Raw genomic sequence first — 23,428 nt, 5'->3', positions numbered from 1 at the left:
TAGCCCCCACAAACCAAAATGATCCCCTCACTCCCCCTTCACCAGCACCGCAACGCCTGCGCCATCATGACCGCACTCCCAGGGAAGCCAGATTTGCTGCGATTGGCAGGTAAAGTCCTTCCCGACCGGGCTTTTGAGGAATGCCTTTACCACCCCGGCGTTCTCCTCCGGCTCGATCGAGCAGGTCGAGTACACCAGGCGACCGCCGGGCTTGACCCACTTGGCGGCGGCGGCGAGCAGCTCGGACTGAAGAGCCGCGCTAGCCTCCACATCTTCAGGCTCCAGCCGCCACTTGGCGTCCGGACGGCGACGCAGCACCCCGGTATTCGAGCAGGGGGCGTCGAGCAGCACGGCGTCAAAGAGCCGAGGCAGGCGCGAAGCCTTGAGCGTCTCCTCGCCCAGCTCCCGCACATCGGCGGCGAGCAGGCAGACGCGGGGGCCATCCCCGTCGTCGAGCTTGCATAAATTCTCATCCAGCGGTGCCAGACGCGGACCGGGCAGGTCCACCGCCACGAGTACCCCGGCCGTATCGCGCCCGAGGGCATCTGCGAGGGCGAGGGCTTTACCACCGGGAGCCGCGCACAGGTCCAGCACGGCCTCGCCGGGGCGCACAGTGAGGGCCTCGGGGGCCAGGCGCGTGGAGGGGTCCTGCGCGTAGAGCATCCCCGCCTTCAGGTAGGGCTCAACGCGCGCCCATTCACCATCGAGCTGAACAAAGCCCGGCCATGAAGCGGGCTTGAGGGCCTCAATGGCGGGAGTCTCGCCGCGCACCCGAAAAGTAATGGGCGGGGGCTCCAGATTCCAGGCCATGAGCTCTTCCGCCGCCTCGGGGCCAAAATTCTCCGTCCAGCGCTCAGCGAGCCAATCGGGATGGCTGAAGCGGACCGCCGCCGGGGCCTCGCGCTGAAGTTTTTCATCCTCGGCAGGAATTTTCCGCAGCACGGCGTTGGCCAGCCCAGCCTCGGAGCGGCTCATCTGGCGCCGTATCCGGCCCACCGCGTAGTCCACCACCTTGGGCTGGCGCTCCGGTCCAGCGCTGAGCAGCTCAAAGACTGCCACCTGGAGCATGGCTACCAGCTTGGGCTTGGGACGGCGAGAAATCAGCCGCGCCAGCAGCGTATCGATCCGGCGACGATGCCTTAGGACCCCGTAGAACAGGAATTGACAACGTCGTCGATCCGCGCTGGATTGAAAGGTGATATCCATTATCAGCGCCTCAGCCTTCGCGGGCTGAGCCTGATAAACTTCACATAGACTTGCGGCTTGCTGCCACGGCGGCACTGTTGGTTTTAATTGAGTCATGACCTTTTATAGCCAAAAGGTTATCGGCTTGATTTTCTATTATAAAGACAAGACATTCCACTCATGGACAAAGATGTGATCGATACGATCATTGCAAAGCAACCCGGCATGAAACGCCTGCGCTCCAAATTGGAAGCCATGCAGCCGGGTACCTATTGCATGCACCGCAGCTGGGGCTTCGGCCAGATTAAGGCCTATGATGAAGCCCAGGACAAGCTCATCATCGACTTCGATGACAAGCCGGGACACCCGATGGACCCGGCCTTCTGCGCCGACAAGCTCGAACTGCTCGACGCGAGCAGCGTCCTGGTGCGCCTGCGCACCGAGCCCGAGGTCATCAACGAGATGATCAAGAAGCGCCCGACCGACCTCGTCGCCGACATCCTTGCCCATCACGAGAACCAGAGCGCCAGCCCGACCGAGCTGGAGAACCTCCTCACCCGCCTGCTCGGCCCCACCAAATTCAAGAAGTGGTGGACCGCCACAAAGAAGGCCCTCGTCAAGGACCCACGCATCGCCACCCCCAGCCGCAAGACCGATCCGTACTTGCTGCGTGACGAGCCCCTCAAGCCCGAACAGGAGATTCTTGAGGACTTCTACATGGTCAAGCAGCCCAAGAAGAAGATCGCTCTGGCCGAAAAACTTTACCAGATCTCCGAAAACGTCGAAGAGATCGCCAGCGACCTGCCCAACATCTTTGAGCACCTCACCGAAGCCGTGAAGGACGCCATGGGCCTCAACTACGCCGAGCGTCTGCACGGCGTCTGGGTCCGCAATGACCTGGCCCGCCACCTCGACGAAGACCCCGAACTGATCGAGCCGACCTCCAAGTCCCTCATCCTCGGTGCCAACGACCTCAACGAGCTCGCCAGCGAGATCCCCAACGGCTACCACAAGCGCTTCCTCGACCTGCTCACCCGCGTTTACCCGGAAGACTGGAAGAGCGTCCTCATCGACATCCTGAAGAACTCCGAGGGCAAGATGACCAGCGAGTGTATCAGCTTCCTGGTCGAGCGCGACTGCGGCGAGATGGTCCACGAGCACTTCAAGCGCTGGCTCAACGAGCAGAACCTCAAGGGCCCCGTGCTGTACTGGATCGTCAAGAACCGCAACTCCCGCAAGTTTGCCAAGCTCGTTGACGGCATGGTCGGCACCCGCATGCTCAACGCCATCCTGTACGCCATCGACTACGAGGCACTCCAGAGCACCGGTAACCGCCGCATCCAGCTCGCCGACGTCCTCAGCGATGACCAGGAACTCATCCCGGACATGCTGGCTGACGCCAACGACGAAGTCGCCCGCGACCTCGCCCAGGGCCTCATCCTCAATCAGGGCTTTGAAGACCTGACCAAGAAGTCCCTGCTGGCTCGCTTCATCAAGCGTTTCCCGAGCATCCAAAACCTCGTCTCCGGCGAAGCCGAGCAGAAGGTGGACGAGCTCATCGTCTCCCAGAAGAGCCTCGACGACCGCAAGGCCGAGTACGAAGAGCTCATCAACAAGAAGATCCCCGAGAACAAGGAGGCCATCGAGGTCGCCCGCGAGCACGGGGACTTGCGCGAAAACGCGGAGTACAAGATGGCCCGTCAGGACCAGGAAACCCTCATGGCCCGCAAGGCCCTGCTGGAAAAAGATTTCAACCGCGCTCGCGTCACCACCTTCGAGGAAGTCTCCGCCGACACCGTCGGCATCGGCTCCATCGTCGTGGTCGAGGATACCGCCTCCGGCGAAGTCCAGGAATACGCCCTCCTCGGCGCCTGGGACTCCGCCCCCGAGCAGAGCATCATGTCCTACAAGACGCCGCTCGGACAGGCCCTCATGAACAAGCATGTCGGCGACACCGTCCAGACCGAGATCGACAACACCGTCTACAACTGGAAGATCAAAAGCATCTCCCGCTGGCTCGACTCGGGCCGCACCCTGTAAGTAGCCGCCATTTGTTTTCTTTCCCTTCAAGACGGAGCCGTTGCTGGCTCCGTCTTTTTTTGTGCCCACCATTCGCATTGACCCGGGGCTAACGAGCCGTGAACATGGGCCGCGATGTCCGATCCTCTCGAAACGCTCAAGCTCCTGGCCGACCCGACGCGCCTGCGCGTGGTCGCACTGTTAGCGCAGGAGGAGCTGTCCGTGGCGGAGCTTCAGGAGATACTCGGGATGGGCCAGTCGCGCATCTCCTCGCACCTGTCGCTGCTGCGCAAGGGCGGGCTGACCACCGACCGCCGCGACGGCAAGCGCAGCTTTTACTCGCTCGCGCGAAACCTCCCCACCGGAGAACGCCAGCTCATCGAGGCCGCCTGCCGCGCCACCGCCAACCAGCCCGAGCTGGAAACCGACGCCGCCAACCTCGCCCGTATCCTCGACAAGCGTCGCCGCCAGGCCGAGCAGTACTTCAGTCAGGTCGCCGGGCGTTTGGGTAAAAACTATTGCCCCGGCCGCTCATGGGAAGGCATCGGCCACTTTCTGCTCCACCTGACCCCGCGTATCAAGATCGCGGACCTCGGCGCCGGCGAGGGTGTACTCGCGCAGCTGCTGGCTCAGCGTGCCGAATCCGTTTACTGCATCGATAACTCGAAAAAGATGGTCGAGGTCGGCACCGACCTGGCCAAGCGCCACGGCATCGATAACCTTTACTACCAGCACGGCGACATCGAAGACGTGCCGCTGGAGGATGCCAGCGTGGACCTCGCTTACCTCAGCCAGGCCCTTCACCACGCCCGCAAGCCCTTTCGCGCCCTCAGCGAGGCGCACCGCATCCTCAAGCCCGGCGGCCGCATCATCGTGCTCGATCTCAAGGAGCACACCTTTGAAAGAGCTCGCGACCTCTACGCCGACGCCTGGCTGGGCTTCGCCGAGAACACCCTCTACCAGTGGCTCAAGGAGCTCGGCTTCGAGCAGGTCGATGTCTCTGTCGTTGCCCGCGAGGAGCAGGAGCCGTACTTCGAGACCCTCCTCGCCAGCGGAGTAAAAGCATAGTTTCTGTGAGTCCGGGTTGCACCCGGCGGCATGAATATTTTAAATAAGCAACTTTATGAAGCGCTCGGCCATCAAACGCGAAGTGGACCTGCAGATCCTGGGAGACTGGGTCAGCGAGGGTGCGCGCGTGCTCGATCTGGGCTGCGGCCGCGGCATTTTTCTGGAATATCTCCGCCAGACCAAGCACATCTACGGGGTCGGTCTCGACAACCAGATCGAAAAGGTCGGCGGCTGCGTCAAGCGCGGCGTGAACGTGTACCAGGGCGACATCGAAACCTCGCTGCGCCAGTTTTCCGACGGCTTTTTCGACTGGGTGCTGTGCTCGCGCACACTTCAGGAGCTGGCCCGACCACAGGACATCATCCGCGAGTCCCTGCGCGTGGGTAAACGCTTCGCGGTGGGCTTCGTCAACCATGGCTACTGGCGCAACCGCGTGCACATGTTCCGCCATGGCCGCCGCGTCGTTAACGAGGTCTTCCCCGAGGGCTGGGGCGAAAGCCGCCCGCTCAATCCGGTCACCGTCGGCGATTTCGAGGACTTCTGCGCACGCGAGGGGCTGGTCATCACACGCCGGGCCTACCTGCGCGGCGACTGGCACACCCCCTGCACTTTTCTGCCATCGTGGCTCGCCGGATACGTGCTCTACGAGATCACCAAATCCGACGAGAAAAAAGCCACAGACTAGGCCGTAGCGTAGCCGGGTAGCTGGGCGATCTGACGTCGGCAGGGCAGCGAGGCGAGCGTATCCAGAAATGTTCCCACCGGGTTGTGGCTGCGCAGGTCACGCGGCAGTACGAGGTCAAAGTGTCCTTCCAGCAGCGGGACAAAATCCAGCCCGTAAGGCCGGGCAACGGCCCGTAAGCCCAGTGCCGCATCAACAACGCCGGAGGCAACCAGCTGTGCGCCAGCACCATGACTGCGCACCGTGAGCGGCGTCTCAGCGGGCACCCCACGGCCTTTGGCCGCGAGAAGCATCTCCAGCATACTGTAGTGAGCCGATCCCGGCTCGCGATTGGCGAAGCGGATGTCATCACGCAGCAGGTCCTCGACCTCGCGGATGCCCCTGGGGTTACCGGCGGCAACCATGATCCCCTGCTCCCAGGAGGCAAAGGGGATTAAATCGTATTCAAAGGGAAGCCCGAAGGCCCGTACCTTTTCGACATTCAGCGAGCCGCTCTGACCAGAGTAGTGCACACCGGCCAGGTGGCACTGCCCGGCAGCCAGGCGACGCAGGCTCTCCGAGCTGGAAACACTCCGCCACAACGGACGCGCCGAGCCCTTGCTCTCCAGCTCAGCCATGCGGGCGGCAATCGCCAGCCCCGGATCGCAGCCACAGATCACGACGGAGTCGGGCAGGTGCCCCAGCGGCTGCATGGGCTGGATATGCAGCTCCGTGCCCGTCTTTTCCACCACAGCATCTGCCAGGTCAAAGCTTCCGGCATCCCCACAGGGAATCGCGTACCACTGGTCACGTACCCGGGCCAGCTGACAGCGCCCCTCCTCCAGCCCCGGCCAGGACTGGAGCTGCCACTCCTCGGGCAGCGGGAAAAGCTCCTCCACCGTACACTTCAGCGCACGGGCCAGCCGCAGGGCGACCTCGATTCCAGGCTTGGAGCGGCCACCCTCCACGGCATGGATCAACTGTCTGGACAGACCGGCCTGACGAGCGAGGTCGGACTGCGTCCAGCCAAGCTCCTTGCGGTACTTTTGTATAAAATTATTAACCAGCAGACTGTCCATGTGTGTGTAGACCTAGAATTCTCAAAGAGAAATTAGTAAAACCACCTTACACAGCCATCCGCACATGTCAAAAATAACCAACGTCAGCTGTAAGCCGGACTATGAGCCAAAGCCTACGTACCGTCAATGCTTTGATAACAACGGCCCAAAATGTCACACGCCACACAAGCAGCCGCCGAGGGAGCGGAAGGTCAGTCTATAGGCTACGGACACGTAGCACAGTATCGTGGTGGGTCAGTCCTGTATCCTCCGCTCCCCTGGCAGCCACTCGCATTAAGTCGATGCGACGCCGAGGCCGGCGCTATTGTACGATCTCGTCCGATTCTCCGCCGTCAGGCTCTTCCAGGGGCTGCCAGCCACCACCGAGCACGGCATAGAGCCGGACCTTGTTCGTCAGGCGGGTCAGCTCCAGCTCGACGAGGTCCAGCTGCGCGGCATAGAGCTCACGCTCCGAGTCGAGCACGCTGAGGTAACCGTCCAGCCCCCGCACGTAGCGGACATTAGAGAGGCGGTTAACCTCGGACTCCGACTGCACGTAGTCGCGCTGCGCCTTCAACTGCTGGAGGATCGTCCCCCGCACAGCCAGCGTATCGGCGACTTCGCGGAAGCTCGCCTGAATCGCCTGCTCGTACTGAGCGATGGCGATGTCCTTGTCGGCCTGGCTTACACGCACCTGAGCCCAGGTCCGCGGGTCAAAAATAGGCATCACAATCTGCGCGCCGTAGGTCCACATCCCCTGCCCTGACGTAAACAGGCTGGAGAGGTCACTGCTGGCTGTGCCAGCGGCGGCGGTGAGTGAAATCCGCGGGAAGAAGGCAGCACGCGCGGCCCCGATGTTGGCGTTGGCGGCCATCAGTGTGTGCTCGGCCTCCATGATGTCCGGGCGGTTCAGCAGGACCAGTGAAGAGATCCCCGCCGAGATCGGCGCAGGCTCTTCGACCGAGTCCAGATCACCGGGCAGCAAATGGTCCGGCACCGTTGTCCCGGCCAGCAGGTTAAGCTGATTCTTGTCCAGAGCGATCAACTGCACGAAGGTGACGAGCGAAACCTGAGCGGCATCCACCTGCGCCTGCGCGCGGTGGACGTCCAGCAGCGGGCTCAGACCGCGTTCGTAGCGGCGCGTGACCAGATCGAGCGCCTGCTCGCGGGTCTGGAGCGTCGTCTTGGCCAGCTCCAGCCGGGCCTGGTCGGCGGCCAGCGTCAGGTAGCTGCTGGCGACCTCCGAGATGAGCATGGTCTGCACACTCAGAGCAGCCTGCTGGGTGGCAAAGTACTCCTGCAGGGCGGCTTCCGACATACTGCGGATGCGGCCGAACAAATCGATTTCCCAGGAGGCAAACCCGAAGTCCGCCGAGTATTGCGAGGACGTGCTGGCAGTACCCGAGTACGACAGGTCAGCCGGTGTCCGTGCGCGGTCCACGCTCCCACCTGCTGCGATAGTCGGCAGCAGGGCGGAACGCTCGATATTATACAGGGCGCGCGTACGCTCAATATTGAGCACCGACACTCGCAGATCGCGGTTATTCTCCAGCGTCAGCACGACGACGTCTCTCAGCTTGTCATCGGTGTAGAATTCACGCCACGGCATGTGGCTACCCGCTGGAGCGCCGTTGACCGCATCATCCGCAGCATAAGCTTCGCCGGTGGGGAAATCCACCGGGATGGGGGCCACGGGTCGCTCGTAGTCGGGTGCCATCGTACACCCGGCGAGCACGACGCCCACCGAGGACAGGAGAAATAAGAAAGGCTTGTTCATGGAACAGAAATCTTGAGTTGAAAACGGGCTAGGAAGCCGGGTGTTGCTGCCGGGCAGCCTCCTGATTGCGGGCGGCCTGCTCGCGTTTCTTCTTGCTGAAGACACGCCCAAACCGCTCGACCAACACGTAGAACAACGGTGCGAAAACCGTGACGAGGAAGGTCGAGGTGACCACGCCCCCCAGCACACTCGTGCCAATCGCCTTCTGGGCACCGGCACCTGCACCGGTCGCCATGGCCAGAGGAAGCACCCCAAAGCCGAACGCCAGCGAGGTCATCAGAATCGGGCGCAAGCGGAGCTTAGCAGCCTCCAGGGTCGCATCGATCACGCGCATACCGTCGTCCAGTCTCTGCTTGGCAAACTGCACGATCAGGATCGCGTTCTTGGTCGTCAGGCCAAGCGTCGTCAGCAAGCCGATCTGGAAATACACGTCATTGGGAAGTCCGCGCAACGACGAGGCGATAACGCCCCCGATCACCCCCAGCGGCAGCGCCAGGAGCACGGAAATCGGGATGGACCAGCTTTCATAGAGCGCAGCCAGACAGAGGAAGATCACCAGAATCGAGAACGCATAGAGCACGCCGGACTGCGAGCCCGCCTGCCGCTCCTGATACGAGAGCCCGTTCCAGTCAAAGCCGATCCCGGCGGGCAGCTTCTCGACGAAGCTTTCCATCTTCGCCATCGCCTGCCCGGAGCTGATGCCCTCTGCGGGCTCACCCAAGATGTTGATCGCCGGGAAGGCGTTGTAGCGTTCCAGCTTCGGCGAGCCATAGGTCCACTCACCACTGGCAAAGGACAGGAACGGCACCATCGTGCCCTCAACATTGCGCACGTAGAGCTTTTCCAGATCCTCTGGAGCTGTGCGGAAAGGCGCATCCGACTGTACGTAGACGCGCTTGACGCGACCATTCTGGATAAAGTCGTTCACATACGAGCTACCAAAGCTGGCCGAGATCGTGTTGTGGATCGAGTCGATCGGCACGCCCAGCGCACCGGCCTTTTCCCAGTCAACGTTGACGTCGTACTGCGCCACGTCTTCCAAACCATTCGGACGAACCTTCTGCAGTTCAGGGTCCTGGGCAGCCATCCCCAAGAGCTGGTTACGGGCTTCCATCAGCTTCTCGTGGCCCAGACCGCCGAGGTCCAGCAGCTCGAAGTCAAAGCCCTTGGCGTGGCCCAGCTCGAGCACCGCCGGAGGCGGGAAGGCGAAGACCAGGCCGTTACGGATTTGGGCGAAGTGAGCAGAGGCGCGGCCAGCAATGCTGTTCACATCCATGCCCGCGTGCTGGCGCAGCTCCCAGTCCTTCAGTTTAATAAAGGCCATCCCGGAGTTCTGGCCACGCCCTGCGAAATTCGTACCGGAGATAAAGAGCGCAGACTCCACCGCATCGCCCTCCTCTTCCAGGAAGTAGCGTGAGACCTCCTTCATGATCTCCTCGGTCTGCTCGAGTGTGGAGTTACCCGGCAGGGTGGCCTGCACCATCAGCACGCCCTGGTCCTCATTGGGCAGGTAGGCCGTCGGCATCTTCTTAAAGAGATAACCCATCGCCACCGCGATGACGATAAACACCACGATGTACCGCAGCTGCTTGTGCAGGCTGTTTCCAACCACGCTCAGGTAATGAGCCCGCGTCTTCTCAAACGTACGCTCGAACCACCTAAAGAACGGGCGCAGGATACGCAGCCCGCTCTCGGAGGCGTTGTGCCCCTTCTTCACGGGCTTGAGCAGCGAGGCGCACAGCACCGGTGTCAGCACCAGCGCCACCAGCACGGACAGCATCATGGCCGCGATAATCGTGACCGAGAACTGACGGTAGATAACACCGGTCGAACCGGCGAAAAACGCCATCGGCCCGAACACCGCCGAGAGCACCAGACCGATACCGATCAGCGCCGGGGTGATTTCGTCCATCGACTTGCGCGTCGCCTCAAAAGGCGGCAAGCCCTCGTCGTGCATGATACGCTCGACGTTTTCCACCACCACGATGGCATCGTCCACCAGCAGGCCAATGGCCAGCACCATGGCGAACATCGTCAGCATGTTAATGGAAAATCCGAACAGCCCCAGGATCGCAAAAGTCCCCAGGATAACCACCGGCACCGCGATGGTCGGGATAAGCGTGGCGCGGATATTCCCGAGGAACACGTACATAACCAGGAACACCAGCAGGATCGCCTCAAAGAGCGTCTTCACCACCTCGTGAATAGCGACCTCGACGAAAGGCGTAGTGTCATACGGATACACCACCTTGAGGCCTGCCGGGAAGTACGGCATCATCTCGTCGATACGATTGCGAATGTTGTTCGCGGTCTGCAGGGCGTTGGCACCCGCAGCCTGGCGGATGGCCAGGGCCGCCGTCGGCTTATTGTTGTAGTAGGCCGACGTGTCGTAGTTTTCCGAGCCCAGCTCGACACGTGCCACATCATTGACACGCACCGTGGAGCCATCCGGATTGATACGCAGAGGCACTTCACCAAACTCTTCGGGCGTCTTCAGCATCGTCTGCACCGTGACCACGGCATTCAGGCGCTGCCCCTCCACCGTCGGCGCGGCTCCAAACTGGCCCGCTGAGACTTCGACGTTATAGGACTGCAGGCCGTTGATCACGTCCTGCACCGTCATCTGGTACTCGGTCAGCCGATCAGGGTCCAGCCACACGCGCATCGCGTACTGTGTGCCAAAAACTTCCACCTCACCCACACCGGGCACGCGGGAGAGAATTTTCTCCAGGTCCGACTGGGCAAAGTCATGCAGGTCGTACTCGTCCATGCTCCCGTCCTCGGAGACAACGGCCACAATCATCAGGTAGTTGCGGGTCGACTTCCCGACCTTCACCCCCTGGCGCTGCACCACATCCGGCAGGCTGGCCATGGCGAGCTGGAGCTTGTTCTGCACCTGCGACCAGGCCATATCCGGGTCCGTCCCCGGCTCGAAGGTCAGCTCGATACGCGAGCTGCCCGAGGAGTCACTCGTGGCGCTCATGTAGAGCATATCGTCAAAGCCCGTCATCTTCTGCTCGATGATCTGGGTGACGCTGTTCTCCACCGTCTCAGCCGACGCCCCCGGATAGGTGGCCGTAATGGCGATCGAGGGCGGCGCGATCGGCGGATACTGGGAAACAGGCAGCGTGTAAATAGCCAGCAGGCCGGCGACCATCATGATGATGGACACCACCCAGGCAAAAACGGGTCGGACTAGAAAGAATCTTGATAACATGTCAGCACTTCGTTGAGGCCGCGCCTGCGCCGATCCTTGACCGGCTCAAACCGCTGCCTGGCTATAACGTCTAAAAGTCAGTTCAAATCATTCTGCGGCGGGCTGCTTCTGTTGCGCAGCCGGATTTCCTGCCGGGTTAGCCTCCGGGTCGAAGTCAGTAACCTCGACCTCCATGCCCGGGCGCACGCGCTGCGAGCCCTCTACGATCACCCGGTCACCAGGCTTGAGCCCCGAGGACACCAGCCAGCGGTTTCCGATCGAGCGGTCAATATCCAGCACCCGCTGTATGACCGTCCCGGACTCGTCAACGACCAGCGACGTCGCTTCACCCTTACGGTTACGCGTCACGCCCTGCTGCATCACGAGGAGCGCCCTGTCGTTCTGCCCCTCTTTAACCTCTACGCGGACAAACATCCCCGGAAGCAGGTCGCCGTCGGGATTCGGGAAAACCATTCGCACGATGACCGAGCCCGTCGAGGGGTCCACCGTCACCTCCTGGAACTGCAGCTCACCCTTGTGCGCGTAGCGTGAGCCGTCCTCGAAAATCAGCTCCACCTCGTCGACACTGTCGCCACCACGGCTCAAGTGCCCGGCCGCGACACGGCGCTTCAGCTCCATGAGCTGCGCGGTCGACTGCGGCACGTCCACATAGATCGGGTCCAGCTGCTGGATCGTAGCCAACGACTGGGCCTGGTACGCGGTGAGGATCGCCCCGTCCGTCACACTGGAGCGTCCGATTTTACCGGAAATAGGAGCGCGAATCTTTGTGTAGTCGAGGTTGATCTGGGCGGTCTTCAGCGCGGCCTCAGCCTGCTGCACAGCGGCTTGGGAGGCAGCGAGGGTGGCCAGAGCCACATCGAGGTCCGTCGAGGCCTGATCACGCTCGGAGGCAGCCACGGCCTTCTCCTCATACAGTGCGCCATAGCGCTCTTCGTTGATTTTCGCCAGTGACAGGGAAGCCTCTGCCTGCTCGACCGACTTCTGCGCAGCGGCCAGATTTGCCTGTGCACTTGCGACCTCAGCCTCGAAGGGTGCCGGATCGATCTGGTAAAGTACGTCTCCGGCCTCAACCTCTGCCCCTTCAGTAAAGAGCCTTTCCTCCAGCAAGCCGCTGACCTGAGGGCGGATCTCGGCCACCCGGTAGCTCGATGTGCGGCCCGGCAGCTCGGTCTTCAGCACGACAGGCTCGGACTCCAGCGTGACAGTCGTGACCAGAGGAGCCTGCGCAGCGGCCTGTGCCTGTGGGCCGCGGTCACAGCCAGCGAGCAGGACGCCCAGTCCAAGGGCACCCACGGTAAGAGAAACGGGAATAATGTTCTTCATGACTCAGCAAATGGAATGGGCTGATAGAAAGGACGCCCACCGGGGAGTAACCCCGGCGGGCGCATTGTTTTGCCGCCTTAGCGGCTTCTGCACCATCTATTATTCAAATATAGATTTCATTTATCACTTGCCATGTCAAGCGATTAATCTAAATAATATTTGAATAATAAACAGAAATCCTTTAGACATCTGCCCGGTTTCCCGTAACAGGAAAGACGACCTACCCCATTAAATACGGTGCCCAACGTAAAAAATAACGCCTCCGCCCAGGAGACCTGCCGCAAACTGATCGAAGCCGCTGGCGAAATTTTCGCTGAGCGGGGCCTGCATGCGGCAACCATCAAAGACATCACGACGCGGGCGGGCGTCAATTGTGCTGCCATCAACTACCACTTCAGCGACAAGTTCGAACTGTACGCTGAAGTCATTCGCTACGCGGTGGCCAGCAGCCCATGCGGGGACATCGCCTTCAAGGAGGGCACTACCGTGGAGGAGCGCATGCGCGACCACATCGCGGTGCAGATCGACGACATGTACTCGCGTACCCGCCCCGCCTGGCACACGACTCTGATCGCCCACGAGCTGGCACAGCCGACCGAAGCCCTCAAGGCCATCATGGACGAGCTCATCCGCCCTCGCATCGAGCGCAGTAATGCTATCGTGCGGGACATTCTGGGGTCGGGCGCAACCGACAAGGAAGTCGCCTACGCCAGCATGAGCATCGGCGGTCAGTGCTTCCTGCACACCTACCACCAGGAAGTTCTCAAGTACGCGCACCCCAAGCTCGCCAAAAGCCACCACCGCGACGAAGTCATCGACCACATCACTTTCTTTTCGCTGCACGCCCTCTACGCCATGCGGGACCGCATCCGCGAGCGCGAAGCCGCAAAGGCCTGAGAAGTCTCAGCTCAGTTGCCCACTCCCGCTTTATCCGATAAAGGCTCAAAGATTCGTCCCCATCCTTGACCTTAAGCGCTCCTGCCGACTGAATGGGTAAAACCCACAGACTCGAACGCTTAATTCTTCATTCGGATGCCTGACACGCTTGCCAATCTCAAGGCCACCTCCCCGCTGCGCTGGTGCTTCTCCAGCATGGGCTGCGCGGAGCTCACCCTCCCCCAAATCGCTGCCCTCGCTGACTCTGCCGGTATCGGCCTGCTTGAGCTGCGCGCCGTCGGCGGAAAAATCAACATCCCCGAGCTCGCTACTGAGGATAACTGGCTCGCCCGCTCACCCAGCGAACTACTGGGAGGATCCCCGGCCGAGGTCGTCGCCTTTAACAGCTCGGTCTGGCTCCACAAGCCCTTCGAAGACGGGCTGAACGAGATCAAGGCTTTCGCCCCCCTGATGGCACACTTCGGAGCAGGATCGCTGCGGGTGTTCGACGGCAAGCTCGACCTTTTCAACGATCCCGACACAGCCTGGCAGTGGCTCGACAATTGGGAAAAGGCACGTGCCGAAAACGGCTGGAATTTCTCCCTCTCGGTCGAAACGCACGACTCGCTTTTCACCGCCGAGGAGGTCGACATCCTACTGAGTAAGGGCCACGAGAACGTCACCCTGCTCTGGGACTCGCACCACACCTGGCGCAAGAAGGGACTCGACCCGCTCGAGAGCTGGGACACCCTGCGCCCGTGGACCACACACATCCACGTCAAGGACAGCCTGCCCGAGCCCTCCGCCAAGCTCCCGTACACGTACGTCAAGCCCGGACAGGGCGAGTTCCCTCTGCGCGCACTACTCGACCGCCTCGAAGCCGATGGCTTCAGCGGCCCGGTCAGCCTGGAGTGGGAAAAGCTCTGGCACGCTGAGATGGATCCACTCCCAGACGCCCTGCGCTCCCTCGGCGAAGCCGTCAGCAGGGCCTAATGGGGAAAGAGTTTCGCAGGGCTACGCGCCCCGCACCCGCGGCAGCCGCGGGCTGCACTTTCGATGCTGCGCATCGTGTCAGCGATTACCGGAATGAGCGTGGCTCATTCCGGTAATCGCTGAGCAAAGCATCAAAACGGGATCGGGAATATTTTAACGAACTGAGTATTGCCTCGGTAGCGGCCTTTGTCGCCGCGTAGCGATACAGCTCCTCACCGCGTTTGCAACCTGTGGGATAGCAAACGCAGTGAGGTCCGGCTGGACCAGCTTTCATGGGGCAAAGCCCCATCAATCGGATCAAACGCCGAGCGTTTGGAGGAGGAAGGACCAGCGCCAGCTACCTGGCTGGATGCGGTAGACCTCCAGCGTATCGGGCCCGCAGCTCATCGTACCGAGCCCGCGCTGCAGGTGGTCGAGGGTGACCCACGTTTCCGGCCGCGCCTTGAGGTCGCAGGTATGCTTACCCGCAAACAAATCCGCATCGGTGAAGTGGCTGGCCTTGCACTCCAGCGTATCACCCACGGCACTGACCCGCACCACCGTATCCGTTTTCTCATGACACAGGGCAAAGCTGCGCACACCCGAGCGGCTGCCATTTTCCTGCGGCATGACGTACGGCACGTAGAAGTCGTCCACCTTCGCCTCGAAGCGATCCAGCCACGCCCCGGCGCAGCGGTCACGGTAATTCTCGATCGGACCGAGACCCGTGTAGCACACATTCTCAAAGCCGGGAACGAGCGCAAACTGCGTACCGATGCGCGGCAAATCGGGAAGGTCCGTGCTCGCCTGCAAGGCGTTCTCCACCAGCAGCCCGTTTTTCGTCATGCGGAAGACCTGGGCAAAGGTACCCGCCTGCTCATGCGCCGGTGTGGAGAGTGTCCACTGCACGCGCACGCCATCGCCGTCAACGCTCTGACCTGTCAGGTTCATAGTGGTCTCGTGCAGTCCGGCTTTTTTCCAGCGGCCCAGCGGCTTGTTCGCCTGGTCTTCCCAGAGCTTGATGCCGTCGTTATCCGTGGCCGCACGCCACCAGGTGAAACCGAGCGGAGCAGCCAGCAGGTTATCGCCTCCCGGCAGACCGAGGTGTGTGAGCTGGCCGTCCTTTTCACAGAAACCGGCACGCAGCCCGGCACCTTCAAGCCAACGCATACCATCAGCCTCCGACAATTCAGCCGGAGCAGACTCCAGAATATCCAGCGTAGGCAGTGCAGCCTCTGCGAGCATCAGGTGCTCCCAGCCGATTTCGTGGCCGGCAGCCAGCAGGCCCTCGGCTTCCTTCAGGCGGAAGGACAGATGCACGGCGAGCAGTTCACCTGAGAAACCGGCAGCGTGCCCATCAGCCTCTGACAGCGAGAACACCTTTTCTGCCCCCGGCTCAATGCCATCAAGCGAAAGCGTACCGGTGGCCAGCTCTTCGCCATCGGCCTTCAACGTCCAGACCGCCTCCAGATAATCGAGCGTGCGGAAGTCCTGCTTCGAGCGGACCGCGATAGAGAGTGGCGAGGTAGAGACCAGCTTGACCGCGAAGGGCTGAGCCAGCTTCTTAAACTCATAAAGTCCGGGATGAGCAGTGCGGTCCGGCCAGACAACGCCGTCGGCGATGAAGTTAGCGGCATTGGGCTCGTCACCGTAGTCGCCACCATAGGTCCAGTAGGGCGTGCCGTCCTCGGCCGTTTCACGCAGCCCGTGGTCGAGCCACTCCCAGATGTACCCGCCCTGCAGGCCGTGGTACTTTTCAAAGGCCTCAAAGTATTCACGCAAGCAGCCGTTGCTGTTACCCATGGCGTGGGTGTACTCGCAGCAGATGAGCGGGCGCGGGTCGTCATTGGTCTCCACCCACTCGATCATGTCATGGATTTGCGGATACATCGGGCAGACAACATCCGTGACCGCGTGCCCGTCGTCCCAGTCCGCGTGGCTCTGGTTACGCGAGATACCGCCCTCGTAGTGGAGCGGGCGCGACGGGTCCAGATGGCGAATCCAGCCCGCCATGGCGTCGTGGTTAGCGCCGTGACCGGACTCATTACCGAGCGACCACTGAATGATGCACGGGTGGTTCTTGTCGCGCTGGACCATGCGCTTACCGCGCGAGACAAAGGCGGCCAGATAGCGCGGGTCGTCACAGATGCGATTGTGAAAATCGTGCGTCTCGACGTTGGCCTCGTCGATGACGTAGAAGCCGTACTCGTCGCACAGGTCGTAGAAGCGTGGATCGTCCGGATAGTGCGAGGTGCGCACCGCGTTGATGTTAAAGGCCTTCATTACCTCCAGGTCCTTGCGCATCAGGTCCAGGTCGATGACCTTGCCCCCGGTCTCGGAGTGTTCGTGACGGTTGACGCCCTTGAAGAGCACGGCCTTGCCATTCACGAGGAACTCGCGGTCCTTGATCTCGATGCGGCGGAACCCCGTCCAGATCGCAATGCTCTCCAGTGTTTCTCCGTCCGGGTTAATCAAGCTCAGCACCAGCCGGTAGCGCACAGGCAACTCGGCTGACCATGGGCTCACACCCTCAAACTCGCGGCTATCCGTCGCACCGGGGCAGGGCCACGGAGCGAGCTGGTCGCGCTGATCGGAGGAGGGTGTGGTCTGGACCGGCAACACAGTCGGCTCGGCCATGACCGGGCTCAGGTCCTGGTCAAACAGTTGCCAGGAAATAGCCCAGCCCTCTTCGAGCTTGCGGCCCAGCTCAACACGGGCGGACAGGTCGAGGGTCCCCTTACCGGTGGTCGGGTCGAAGTCCGTACGCGCGAAAAAGTCGTCCAGGTAAACCGAAGCCGTGCTGTAGAGAAAGACTTCACGATGCAGTCCGCCGAAGCGCCAGTGGTCCTGGTCTTCAACAAAGCTGGCGTCACTGTATTGAATCACCACAGCCGTGAGACGGTTTTCCTCTCCGAACTTGACCTGCTCGGTGATGTCGAACTCCGAGGCCAGGCGCGAGTCCTTACCCAAGCCGACGAACTCGCCGTTCAGGTATACCTGCAGCACACTTTCGGCCCCACCGAAGTGCAGCACGATGCGGCGGCCCTGCCAGGATGAGTCTACGGTAAAGGTGCGGCTATACACACCCGTCGGGTTATACTCCGGAGCAAAGGGCGGCTCATCCGGGAAAGGCATCTTTACATTCGTATAGTGCGGGAAACCATAGCCATGCATGGCCCAGCAGCTGGGCACCGGAATGTCTGCCCAGTCCTCACCCGTCGTGTCATCACCCTCGACACCTTCGGGCAGGTCTTCCGGGGACTTGCGGAACAGAAAGCGCCAGGAGCCGTCAAGCGGGCTCCACCACGGCGACTCTTCCCGTGGCAGGCGCAGAGCCTGGTCCGCCTGCGGGAACGCAGGATGAGGGGCGCCCATGGGCACGCGGTTGATCTCGGTCAGCTCGGGCTGCTCGTAGGTTTTACCAAATTGGCGGTCAACAAAACTGTGAGGCATGCCGGGGATTATACAGCAAGCGGCGGCTTGCACAAATGGTCGATATGCCTACATTCATGTCATATTTGACTGCCCATGGAATCGTTCAACCGCTGGTTTTTAAACGATACGATCTACCGAACATCCCTCGGGAAGCCCTTTGAGCATACATTCAGCTGCGGATTCATGAGCAAAAGCGGCTGGACTGAGGATGTCACAGACCAGTACTCGGACCGCTTTGCCATGATCTATCTGCTTAACGGCAGCGGGACATACAGCGACAGCCACGGCCACCGACTAACGCTGAGAGCGGGGGATGTTTTTTTCCGGCGTCCCGACCGGCGGCATACCACTGAGGTCGATCCCGACAGCGCGTGGCACGAGTGCTTCGTCTCTGTGCGCAGCCACTGGCACGAGCTCTTCCGCTCCATGGATCTGATCCCCACCGGGCAGTCCTGCTTCACCCTCGGGCCGGTCCCCTACCTGCCCGAGATGACGGCCAGCTTTCTACAGCGACTACGCAGCACCGATACACCGAGCGAAAATGCCCAAGTGGAGTTCGACATCGCGGCACTCATGCAGTGGACGCTCTCACGCGTGCGGGAAGACTCTCAGGCCGACCTGCCCCGGCGCGAACTTCTCCGCACCGCCCGCGAACGCATCCGCCAGCGAGCCTGTGAACACGAGGGGCTGGAAACGGTCCTGGCCGGAACGGGCCTCAGCTATTCGCGGCTGCGGGGGCTCTTTCGCCAGGCGTACGGCATCAGTCCCGGCGAATACCGCGTGCAGGTACGTATCGAGCAAGCCTGCGCCCTGCTGGAGGCGACGGCCCTTAGCATCAAGGAAATTGCCGACCGGCTCGGCTACAGCGACGCCTTTGCCTTTTCCAAACAGTTCAAGCAACACGTGGGCGTTTCCCCCACCCTGTTCCGCCAACGTCGGGGCGGCACCTGACCTACCCAAAGAAAGGCGAGGCAGAGCGCGAATATGCGTTCGCCAAGGCACTCAGAAAGGCTCTAAATACGCATAAAACACGGCCCGAAACCGCCGACTACCCCCATGTTTCAAACTGAAAAACGAGCCCTCCGGCTCAACATCGCTGCGGACGTCCTGTTCGCCGTCAGCGCCTTCGGCTTTGCCCTCACCACCCGCTCTGAGGCCATCCTGCTGGATGGGATCTACTCACTGGTCACGCTGCTGTTCGCCGTGGTCACCTGGCACGTAGCCGACCTGGTCATGCAGCCGGACAGCGACAAGTATCCCTTCGGGTACGTCGTGTACGAGCCACTGGTCAACCTTTTCAAAGGCCTGCTGCTGGTTATCGTAGCGGTCTACGCGCTGTTCAGCGCGGTCACCACCCTGCTCAGCGGCGGCACGTCTGTCCATACGGAGTTAGCGTTTTTCTATGCCCTGGGGGCTACCGCCGGCTGTATTGGGATGGCCGTATATTTCCGGCGAGTCGCTCGCAAGACCCGCTCCACCCTGGTGGAAACAGATGCGAAAAACTGGGTCATCGACGCCGTCCTGAGCGCAGCCGTCGCCTTCGCCTTTGGGCTCAGCTGGCTGCTGACCTTCAGTGGGCACACACAGTACCTGAACTACGTCGACCCGCTGGTGGTGGCTTTCCTATCACTGGTCGTGCTGCCGGTGCCCGCACGCATCATCCGCGATAACTGGGCGCAAATCGTAGCCCGCGCACCGGCGGACGAGCTGGTGGAGCAGATAAACGCCCTCATCGCCGAGGCCGCCCCCACAGACAAGTGGCCTCAGCGTGAAGTCCGGGTCCAGCAGCATGGTCGCCTGATAACCGCGCACATCTACTTCATCATCAATCACGGTGATGTCCGTGAATTCGATGCCCTGCGCGCCCGGCTCGACAAGACGCTCCGCAAGGAGTTCCCCTACCTCGCTCTCGATGTGTCCTTCGTCGGAGATGAGCACTGGGCCTACCGTGCGACCGGCGACGAGCTGCCGAACAGCTGAACATCTACCTAGTGACAATGTCGTTACGCCCGGACTTTTGATGCGAATCGGCATTGACAGTCGGAGAGATTCGGGCAGCGTAATGCCTTAACCTATTTTCTGAAAATGATGACCCGCGTAAAACATATCTCGGCAGCAGTAGCCACAGCCGCGGGACTCAGGTAGGTACGCCTCATCGTTTTCACTCTACCCAAGCCCGCGACACGTCCGCGGGTTTTTTCGTTTTCATGTCAGGAAAAGCCGGCGGATTTCGCCTTCCTTACTTTTGACTTTTCCCACCATGAATTTCCGCTCACGCCTCTTCCAGGAATCCCGTCCCACGCTCCTGCTGGCCCTGCCACTGATCGCCGGGCAGCTCAGCTACATGCTGACCGCGCTGGCCGACACCATCATGATCGGCCGACTCGGCGTCACACCGCTGGCCGCCGCCACCTTTGCCAACTCCCTGCTGTACCTGCCGCTGATGTTCTGCATCGGGCTCACGGTCGCTGTTTCCATCCAGGTCTCACAGGCACGAGGTGCGAACAAGCCTGCCCAGGCACGCTCAGCCCTGCGGCACGGTCTCGTGCTGGCAGCCGCCATCGGCTTAGTCACTGTTGCGGGCGCCGCTTGCGTCGTCCCCCTGCTACCGTTTTTCCAACAACCTCCGGAAGTGGCTGCGGCTGCACCGGGCTACTTCATGCTGGTGGCGGTTTCGTTCATCCCGGCGATGGGCACGATGGCTTTTAAAAACCACGCCGATGCCATGAACCGCCCCTGGATACCCTTGTTCATCCTGCTGGGTGGCGTGGCGGCAAACGTGCTCTTTAACTGGCTGCTCATCTACGGGCACTGGGGCTTCCCGGCCTGGGGGCTGGAAGGTGCAGGTGTGGCCACGCTGCTGGCGCGCGCCCTCACACTGCTCGGGCTCGCCCTATGGTACCGCCAAGACGAAGGCCTGCGCAGCTGGACACCCGAACGCTGGGTACAGCGGCCTGACTGGCGCGAGCTCCGCAAGCTCTGGTCCCTGGGGTGGCCTACCAGCCTGCAGCTACTGGCCGAGGTCAGCGCCTTTGTCATGGCGACATTGATCATCGGTACACTGGGGGCCAATGCGCTGGCAGCACACCAGGTCGCCATCACCTGCGCGGCCACGATCTACATGGTCCCTGTTGGGCTCTCGCAGGCCATCACGGTGCGCATCGGTGAGTCCTACGGGGCCGGTCGCTTCCAGAGCTTGCGACCCATTCTGGCCGGTGGCTGGACCATGGGTGGCCTGTTCACATGCTTCAGTGCGACCGCCTTTCTGCTCCTTAACCACGCCATTGCTGGCTTGTTTATTGAGGACCCCGATGCCCTCGCACTCGCTGCCTCGCTTCTCATCGTGGCTGCGCTTTTCCAGTTCAGCGACGCGATGCAGATCATCTCGGTCGGCGCCCTCCGGGGGCTGGGCGAGGTCCGTCGCCCGGCCTGGCTGTCGTTCATCGCCTGCTGGTTCATCTCAATCCCCAGCGGATGGGTTTTAGCTTATCCGCTCGGGTACGGAGTCATCGGCGTGTGGTGGGGCTTCACACTTGGCCTGTGCATGATGGCGCTGACCTTCGGCATCCTCGCCTGGCTCAGAACCTCCCCGGCGCTACCCCGGCCGCCCTACCTGCCCACCGAGCCTCTTAGCACGCCGGAACCGGCGGCCTGAGGAAACGCCTGCCTATTCGTCCTTGTTGGGCACTTCCTCCACCGCAGGGGTGGGGGCCGTTGCCTCGCGGTAAAAGATCAGGAAGAACGGGATGCTCAGAAAAAGCAGGATCATGGCGTCGCGGGCCAACCGCACCTCCGAGCCAATCAAGGCCCACAGACAGTAGCCGATAGCCAGCACAGTCACCGTAATGGCGCCGACACGCTTGCGTCCTGTGATCTTCCGGCGCTGTACCGAGAACAAAAACGCCACCGCACAGTAGAGATACGGCAGCAGGTTCAGGATGATCGCCACGTCGATGATGATATTAAACTGCTCGGTCAGCGAAGGCGAAGCCGTAGCCACGAGGATCACCGACATAAGGATGGCGGAAATGACGAGGTTGAAGACTGGCACACCCATGCGGTTCGTGCGCGCGTACAGCCGCGGGAACATCCCATCCGCTGCCGCCGCACGGGCGGACTGGCTGATCGTGAGCGTCCAGCCGATGAGCGAGCCACCCGCCTTCAGGATGGCGGCCCCGGCGATGATCCATGCCCCGATCTGCCCGACCGAGCGCAGCGCCGCCTCCGAGAAGGGGTCGTCAGACTTGGCCAGCTCGGGCGCAGGGATGATCCCCATCAACACCGTGCAGGTGCTCACGTACAGCACCGTGGCAATGATGAGCCCCAACAGCGTGGCGAGCGGGATATTTCGCTTCGGGTTGTCGATCACCCCGGCCGAGACCGAGGCACTCTCCACGCCCATAAAGGCCCACAGAGCATAGGTCGCACTGGTAGAAATCGCTCCAATCGTCGTCTCCCCCTTGGGCAGCCAGGCGTCCATAAAGACTTTTCCGTCGAACCAGATCCATCCGAAGACCGCCACCAGCACCAGCGGCACCATCGCCACCACGGTGGACCAGCCGGTCAGCAGCCCGACCACACGTGGCCCCATGATGTTGAAAACCGTCGCCAGCCAGACAACGATCAGCGCACCGACGAGAGTCAAGGCGGGGGCCTTCAACGCGGGAGCAAAAGCCGTGCAGTAGCCGATCACGGTCGTGGCCACAGCGACATTGCCCACGAGGTTGGCCGTCCAGTACACGTAGTTGGTCTGGAAGCCCAGGTACGGCCCGAAGGTGTTACGCGCGTAGGCATAGGGGCCACCCGGCTCAGGGTCCGTCGCCCCCAGAAACGCGAACATCAGCCCGATCGATCCGGCTCCGAGCGAGGCCACAATCCACCCGAGAATCGACGCCGTCCCGACCGAAGCCATACTGACCGGCAGCAGGAAAATACCCGTCCCGACCATGTTGACCGTGACGAGCATCGTCGCGGCAAAAAGCCCCATCTTGCGATTCGGTGAACTCGGTACCATGCGGCGGATTTGTCCTCGATAAGTGAGAGAGTCGGACGAAGCTGCCGGGGCTTAGTTATCGTCCCCCTGCTCCCCCCGGAATGGGCCAAAGAATGACTCCAGGTCCCCCTCGCCGCAACTCCAAAGGAAGGGCGCGACCTGCTCCGGCGTGGGCGCGGGCTCCTTACCGGCGTCGTCCGCCATCGGGATGGGCGCGGCAGGGACCGTCTGGATCGGAAAGAGACCTGTCCACGGCGTGTAGGGTTGGTCAATGTCGCGGGTGGGAGGCAGCTCCTGGTTAAACTTCGCAGAGGCATCGCGCAGGACAACCTCGGCCACGGCGGTAGCCTTGAGCTCCTGCTCGGTCACGGGACGCAGGCTCTCCCAGCGGCCCGGAAACATCCGGTCGGAGATGGCCTTGAGCGCGGCGAGGTGCTCCTCTCCCTCCAGCAGGCGTCCCTCACCAAACCCGATGGCGCAGGCGTAGGTCATGTTGTGCGCGAAGGCCGAGCGAGCCAACACAAAGCCGTGCAGCAGCGTAAAGGCGCAGCAGACCGTCTGCCCGGAGCCGAGCACCTTCATCAGGCGGCTGGCGCGTGAGCCGTGGAAAAAGAGCCGCTCTCCGTCGCGCGCATGCAGCGAAGGGATCAGGCGCGGTTCGCCGTCCTCGACAAAGGAGATGTGGCAGTACGGCGCGCGGTCGATGACGCGGTGAATGACAGCGCGATCGTGGCTGCCGTGCGAGGGGTCGCGGTGCAGCGTGGTGCGCCCGGATTTGGACATATGCGGGTGTTCAGAACTCATGATGCAGGCCTCGTTGTTAGCAGAATAGCTGCCATGCAGA

General features: G+C 61.7%; 16 protein-coding genes. 8 read left to right on the top strand and 8 right to left on the bottom strand.

Features of this window, described 5'->3' with window-relative positions:
- Positions 1-27 precede the first annotated feature (27 nt).
- Complete coding sequence (locus K0V07_RS05445; protein ID WP_220623525.1) at positions 28-1,206, bottom strand: transcription antitermination factor NusB; 1,179 nt, start codon at positions 1,204-1,206, stop codon at positions 28-30.
- A 159-nt stretch (positions 1,207-1,365) separates the two neighbouring features.
- On the opposite strand from K0V07_RS05445, the gene K0V07_RS05440 reads away from it, so the two are divergent.
- The 3 genes from K0V07_RS05440 to K0V07_RS05430 all read left to right on the top strand — a co-directional run bounded on the left by K0V07_RS05440 (position 1,366) and on the right by K0V07_RS05430 (position 4,957).
- Positions 1,366-3,225 carry a GreA/GreB family elongation factor gene (locus K0V07_RS05440; RefSeq protein WP_220623524.1) on the top strand — a complete coding sequence of 620 codons (1,860 nt, stop codon included), beginning with the start codon at positions 1,366-1,368 and terminating at the stop codon, positions 3,223-3,225.
- Positions 3,226-3,339: 114 nt separating this feature from the next.
- Positions 3,340-4,272, top strand: a complete 933-nt coding sequence (locus K0V07_RS05435; RefSeq protein ID WP_220623523.1) for a metalloregulator ArsR/SmtB family transcription factor — start codon at positions 3,340-3,342, stop codon at positions 4,270-4,272.
- Between the two features lie 55 nt (positions 4,273-4,327).
- Positions 4,328-4,957: a methionine biosynthesis protein MetW gene (locus K0V07_RS05430; protein WP_220623522.1), complete on the top strand. Its 630-nt coding sequence runs from the start codon at positions 4,328-4,330 to the stop codon at positions 4,955-4,957.
- On the opposite strand, the gene K0V07_RS05425 is transcribed toward K0V07_RS05430, so the two are convergent.
- The 4 genes from K0V07_RS05425 to K0V07_RS05410 form a co-directional block, all read right to left on the bottom strand.
- Positions 4,954-6,012, bottom strand: a complete 1,059-nt coding sequence (locus tag K0V07_RS05425; RefSeq protein ID WP_220623521.1) for a substrate-binding domain-containing protein — start codon at positions 6,010-6,012, stop codon at positions 4,954-4,956. The genes K0V07_RS05430 and K0V07_RS05425 overlap by 4 nt on opposite strands.
- Positions 6,013-6,313: 301 nt before the next feature.
- Positions 6,314-7,768, bottom strand: coding sequence for an efflux transporter outer membrane subunit (locus K0V07_RS05420; protein WP_220623520.1), 1,455 nt, complete (start codon positions 7,766-7,768; stop codon positions 6,314-6,316).
- A 28-nt stretch (positions 7,769-7,796) separates the two neighbouring features.
- On the bottom strand, positions 7,797-10,985 hold the full coding sequence (locus K0V07_RS05415) for an efflux RND transporter permease subunit (RefSeq protein WP_220623519.1): 3,189 nt from the start codon (positions 10,983-10,985) through the stop codon (positions 7,797-7,799).
- 87 nt (positions 10,986-11,072) lie between these two features.
- Positions 11,073-12,308, bottom strand: coding sequence for an efflux RND transporter periplasmic adaptor subunit (locus K0V07_RS05410; RefSeq protein WP_220623518.1), 1,236 nt, complete (start codon positions 12,306-12,308; stop codon positions 11,073-11,075).
- Positions 12,309-12,545: 237 nt separating this feature from the next.
- On the opposite strand from K0V07_RS05410, the gene K0V07_RS05405 reads away from it, so the two are divergent.
- A complete protein-coding gene (locus tag K0V07_RS05405) occupies positions 12,546-13,205 on the top strand; it encodes a CerR family C-terminal domain-containing protein (protein WP_220623517.1) in 660 nt (219 codons plus the stop codon).
- Positions 13,206-13,340: 135 nt separating this feature from the next.
- Positions 13,341-14,177: a TIM barrel protein gene (locus K0V07_RS05400; protein WP_220623516.1), complete on the top strand. Its 837-nt coding sequence runs from the start codon at positions 13,341-13,343 to the stop codon at positions 14,175-14,177.
- Positions 14,178-14,474: 297 nt separating this feature from the next.
- Here K0V07_RS05400 and K0V07_RS05395 read toward each other — a convergent pair whose 3' ends face one another.
- On the bottom strand, positions 14,475-17,609 hold the full coding sequence (locus K0V07_RS05395; protein ID WP_220623515.1) for a glycoside hydrolase family 2 TIM barrel-domain containing protein: 3,135 nt from the start codon (positions 17,607-17,609) through the stop codon (positions 14,475-14,477).
- A gap of 75 nt (positions 17,610-17,684) precedes the next feature.
- Here K0V07_RS05395 and K0V07_RS05390 point away from each other — a divergent pair, with 75 nt between their 5' ends.
- The 3 genes from K0V07_RS05390 (at position 17,685) to K0V07_RS05380 (ending at position 21,246) form a co-directional block, all read left to right on the top strand.
- On the top strand, positions 17,685-18,542 hold the full coding sequence (locus K0V07_RS05390) for an AraC family transcriptional regulator (protein ID WP_220623514.1): 858 nt from the start codon (positions 17,685-17,687) through the stop codon (positions 18,540-18,542).
- Positions 18,543-18,647: 105 nt separating this feature from the next.
- On the top strand, positions 18,648-19,571 hold the full coding sequence (locus tag K0V07_RS05385) for a cation diffusion facilitator family transporter (RefSeq protein WP_220623513.1): 924 nt from the start codon (positions 18,648-18,650) through the stop codon (positions 19,569-19,571).
- A 280-nt stretch (positions 19,572-19,851) separates the two neighbouring features.
- Entirely contained in the window at positions 19,852-21,246 is a 1,395-nt protein-coding gene (locus tag K0V07_RS05380) for an MATE family efflux transporter (protein WP_220623512.1), read from the top strand.
- A gap of 12 nt (positions 21,247-21,258) precedes the next feature.
- On the opposite strand, the gene K0V07_RS05375 is transcribed toward K0V07_RS05380, so the two are convergent.
- A complete protein-coding gene (locus K0V07_RS05375) occupies positions 21,259-22,605 on the bottom strand; it encodes an amino acid permease (RefSeq protein WP_220623511.1) in 1,347 nt (448 codons plus the stop codon).
- Positions 22,606-22,656: 51 nt separating this feature from the next.
- Positions 22,657-23,388 (bottom strand): pyridoxamine 5'-phosphate oxidase family protein, encoded by a 732-nt coding sequence (locus tag K0V07_RS05370; protein WP_220623510.1) that lies wholly within the window; start codon positions 23,386-23,388, stop codon positions 22,657-22,659.
- Positions 23,389-23,428: the final 40 nt, after the last annotated feature.

This window comes from Ruficoccus sp. ZRK36 (assembly GCF_019603315.1).
GTDB lineage: Bacteria > Verrucomicrobiota > Verrucomicrobiia > Opitutales > Cerasicoccaceae > Ruficoccus.
Note: the sequence above shows the minus strand (reverse complement) of the source record. Positions and strands in the feature narration are given on the sequence as shown.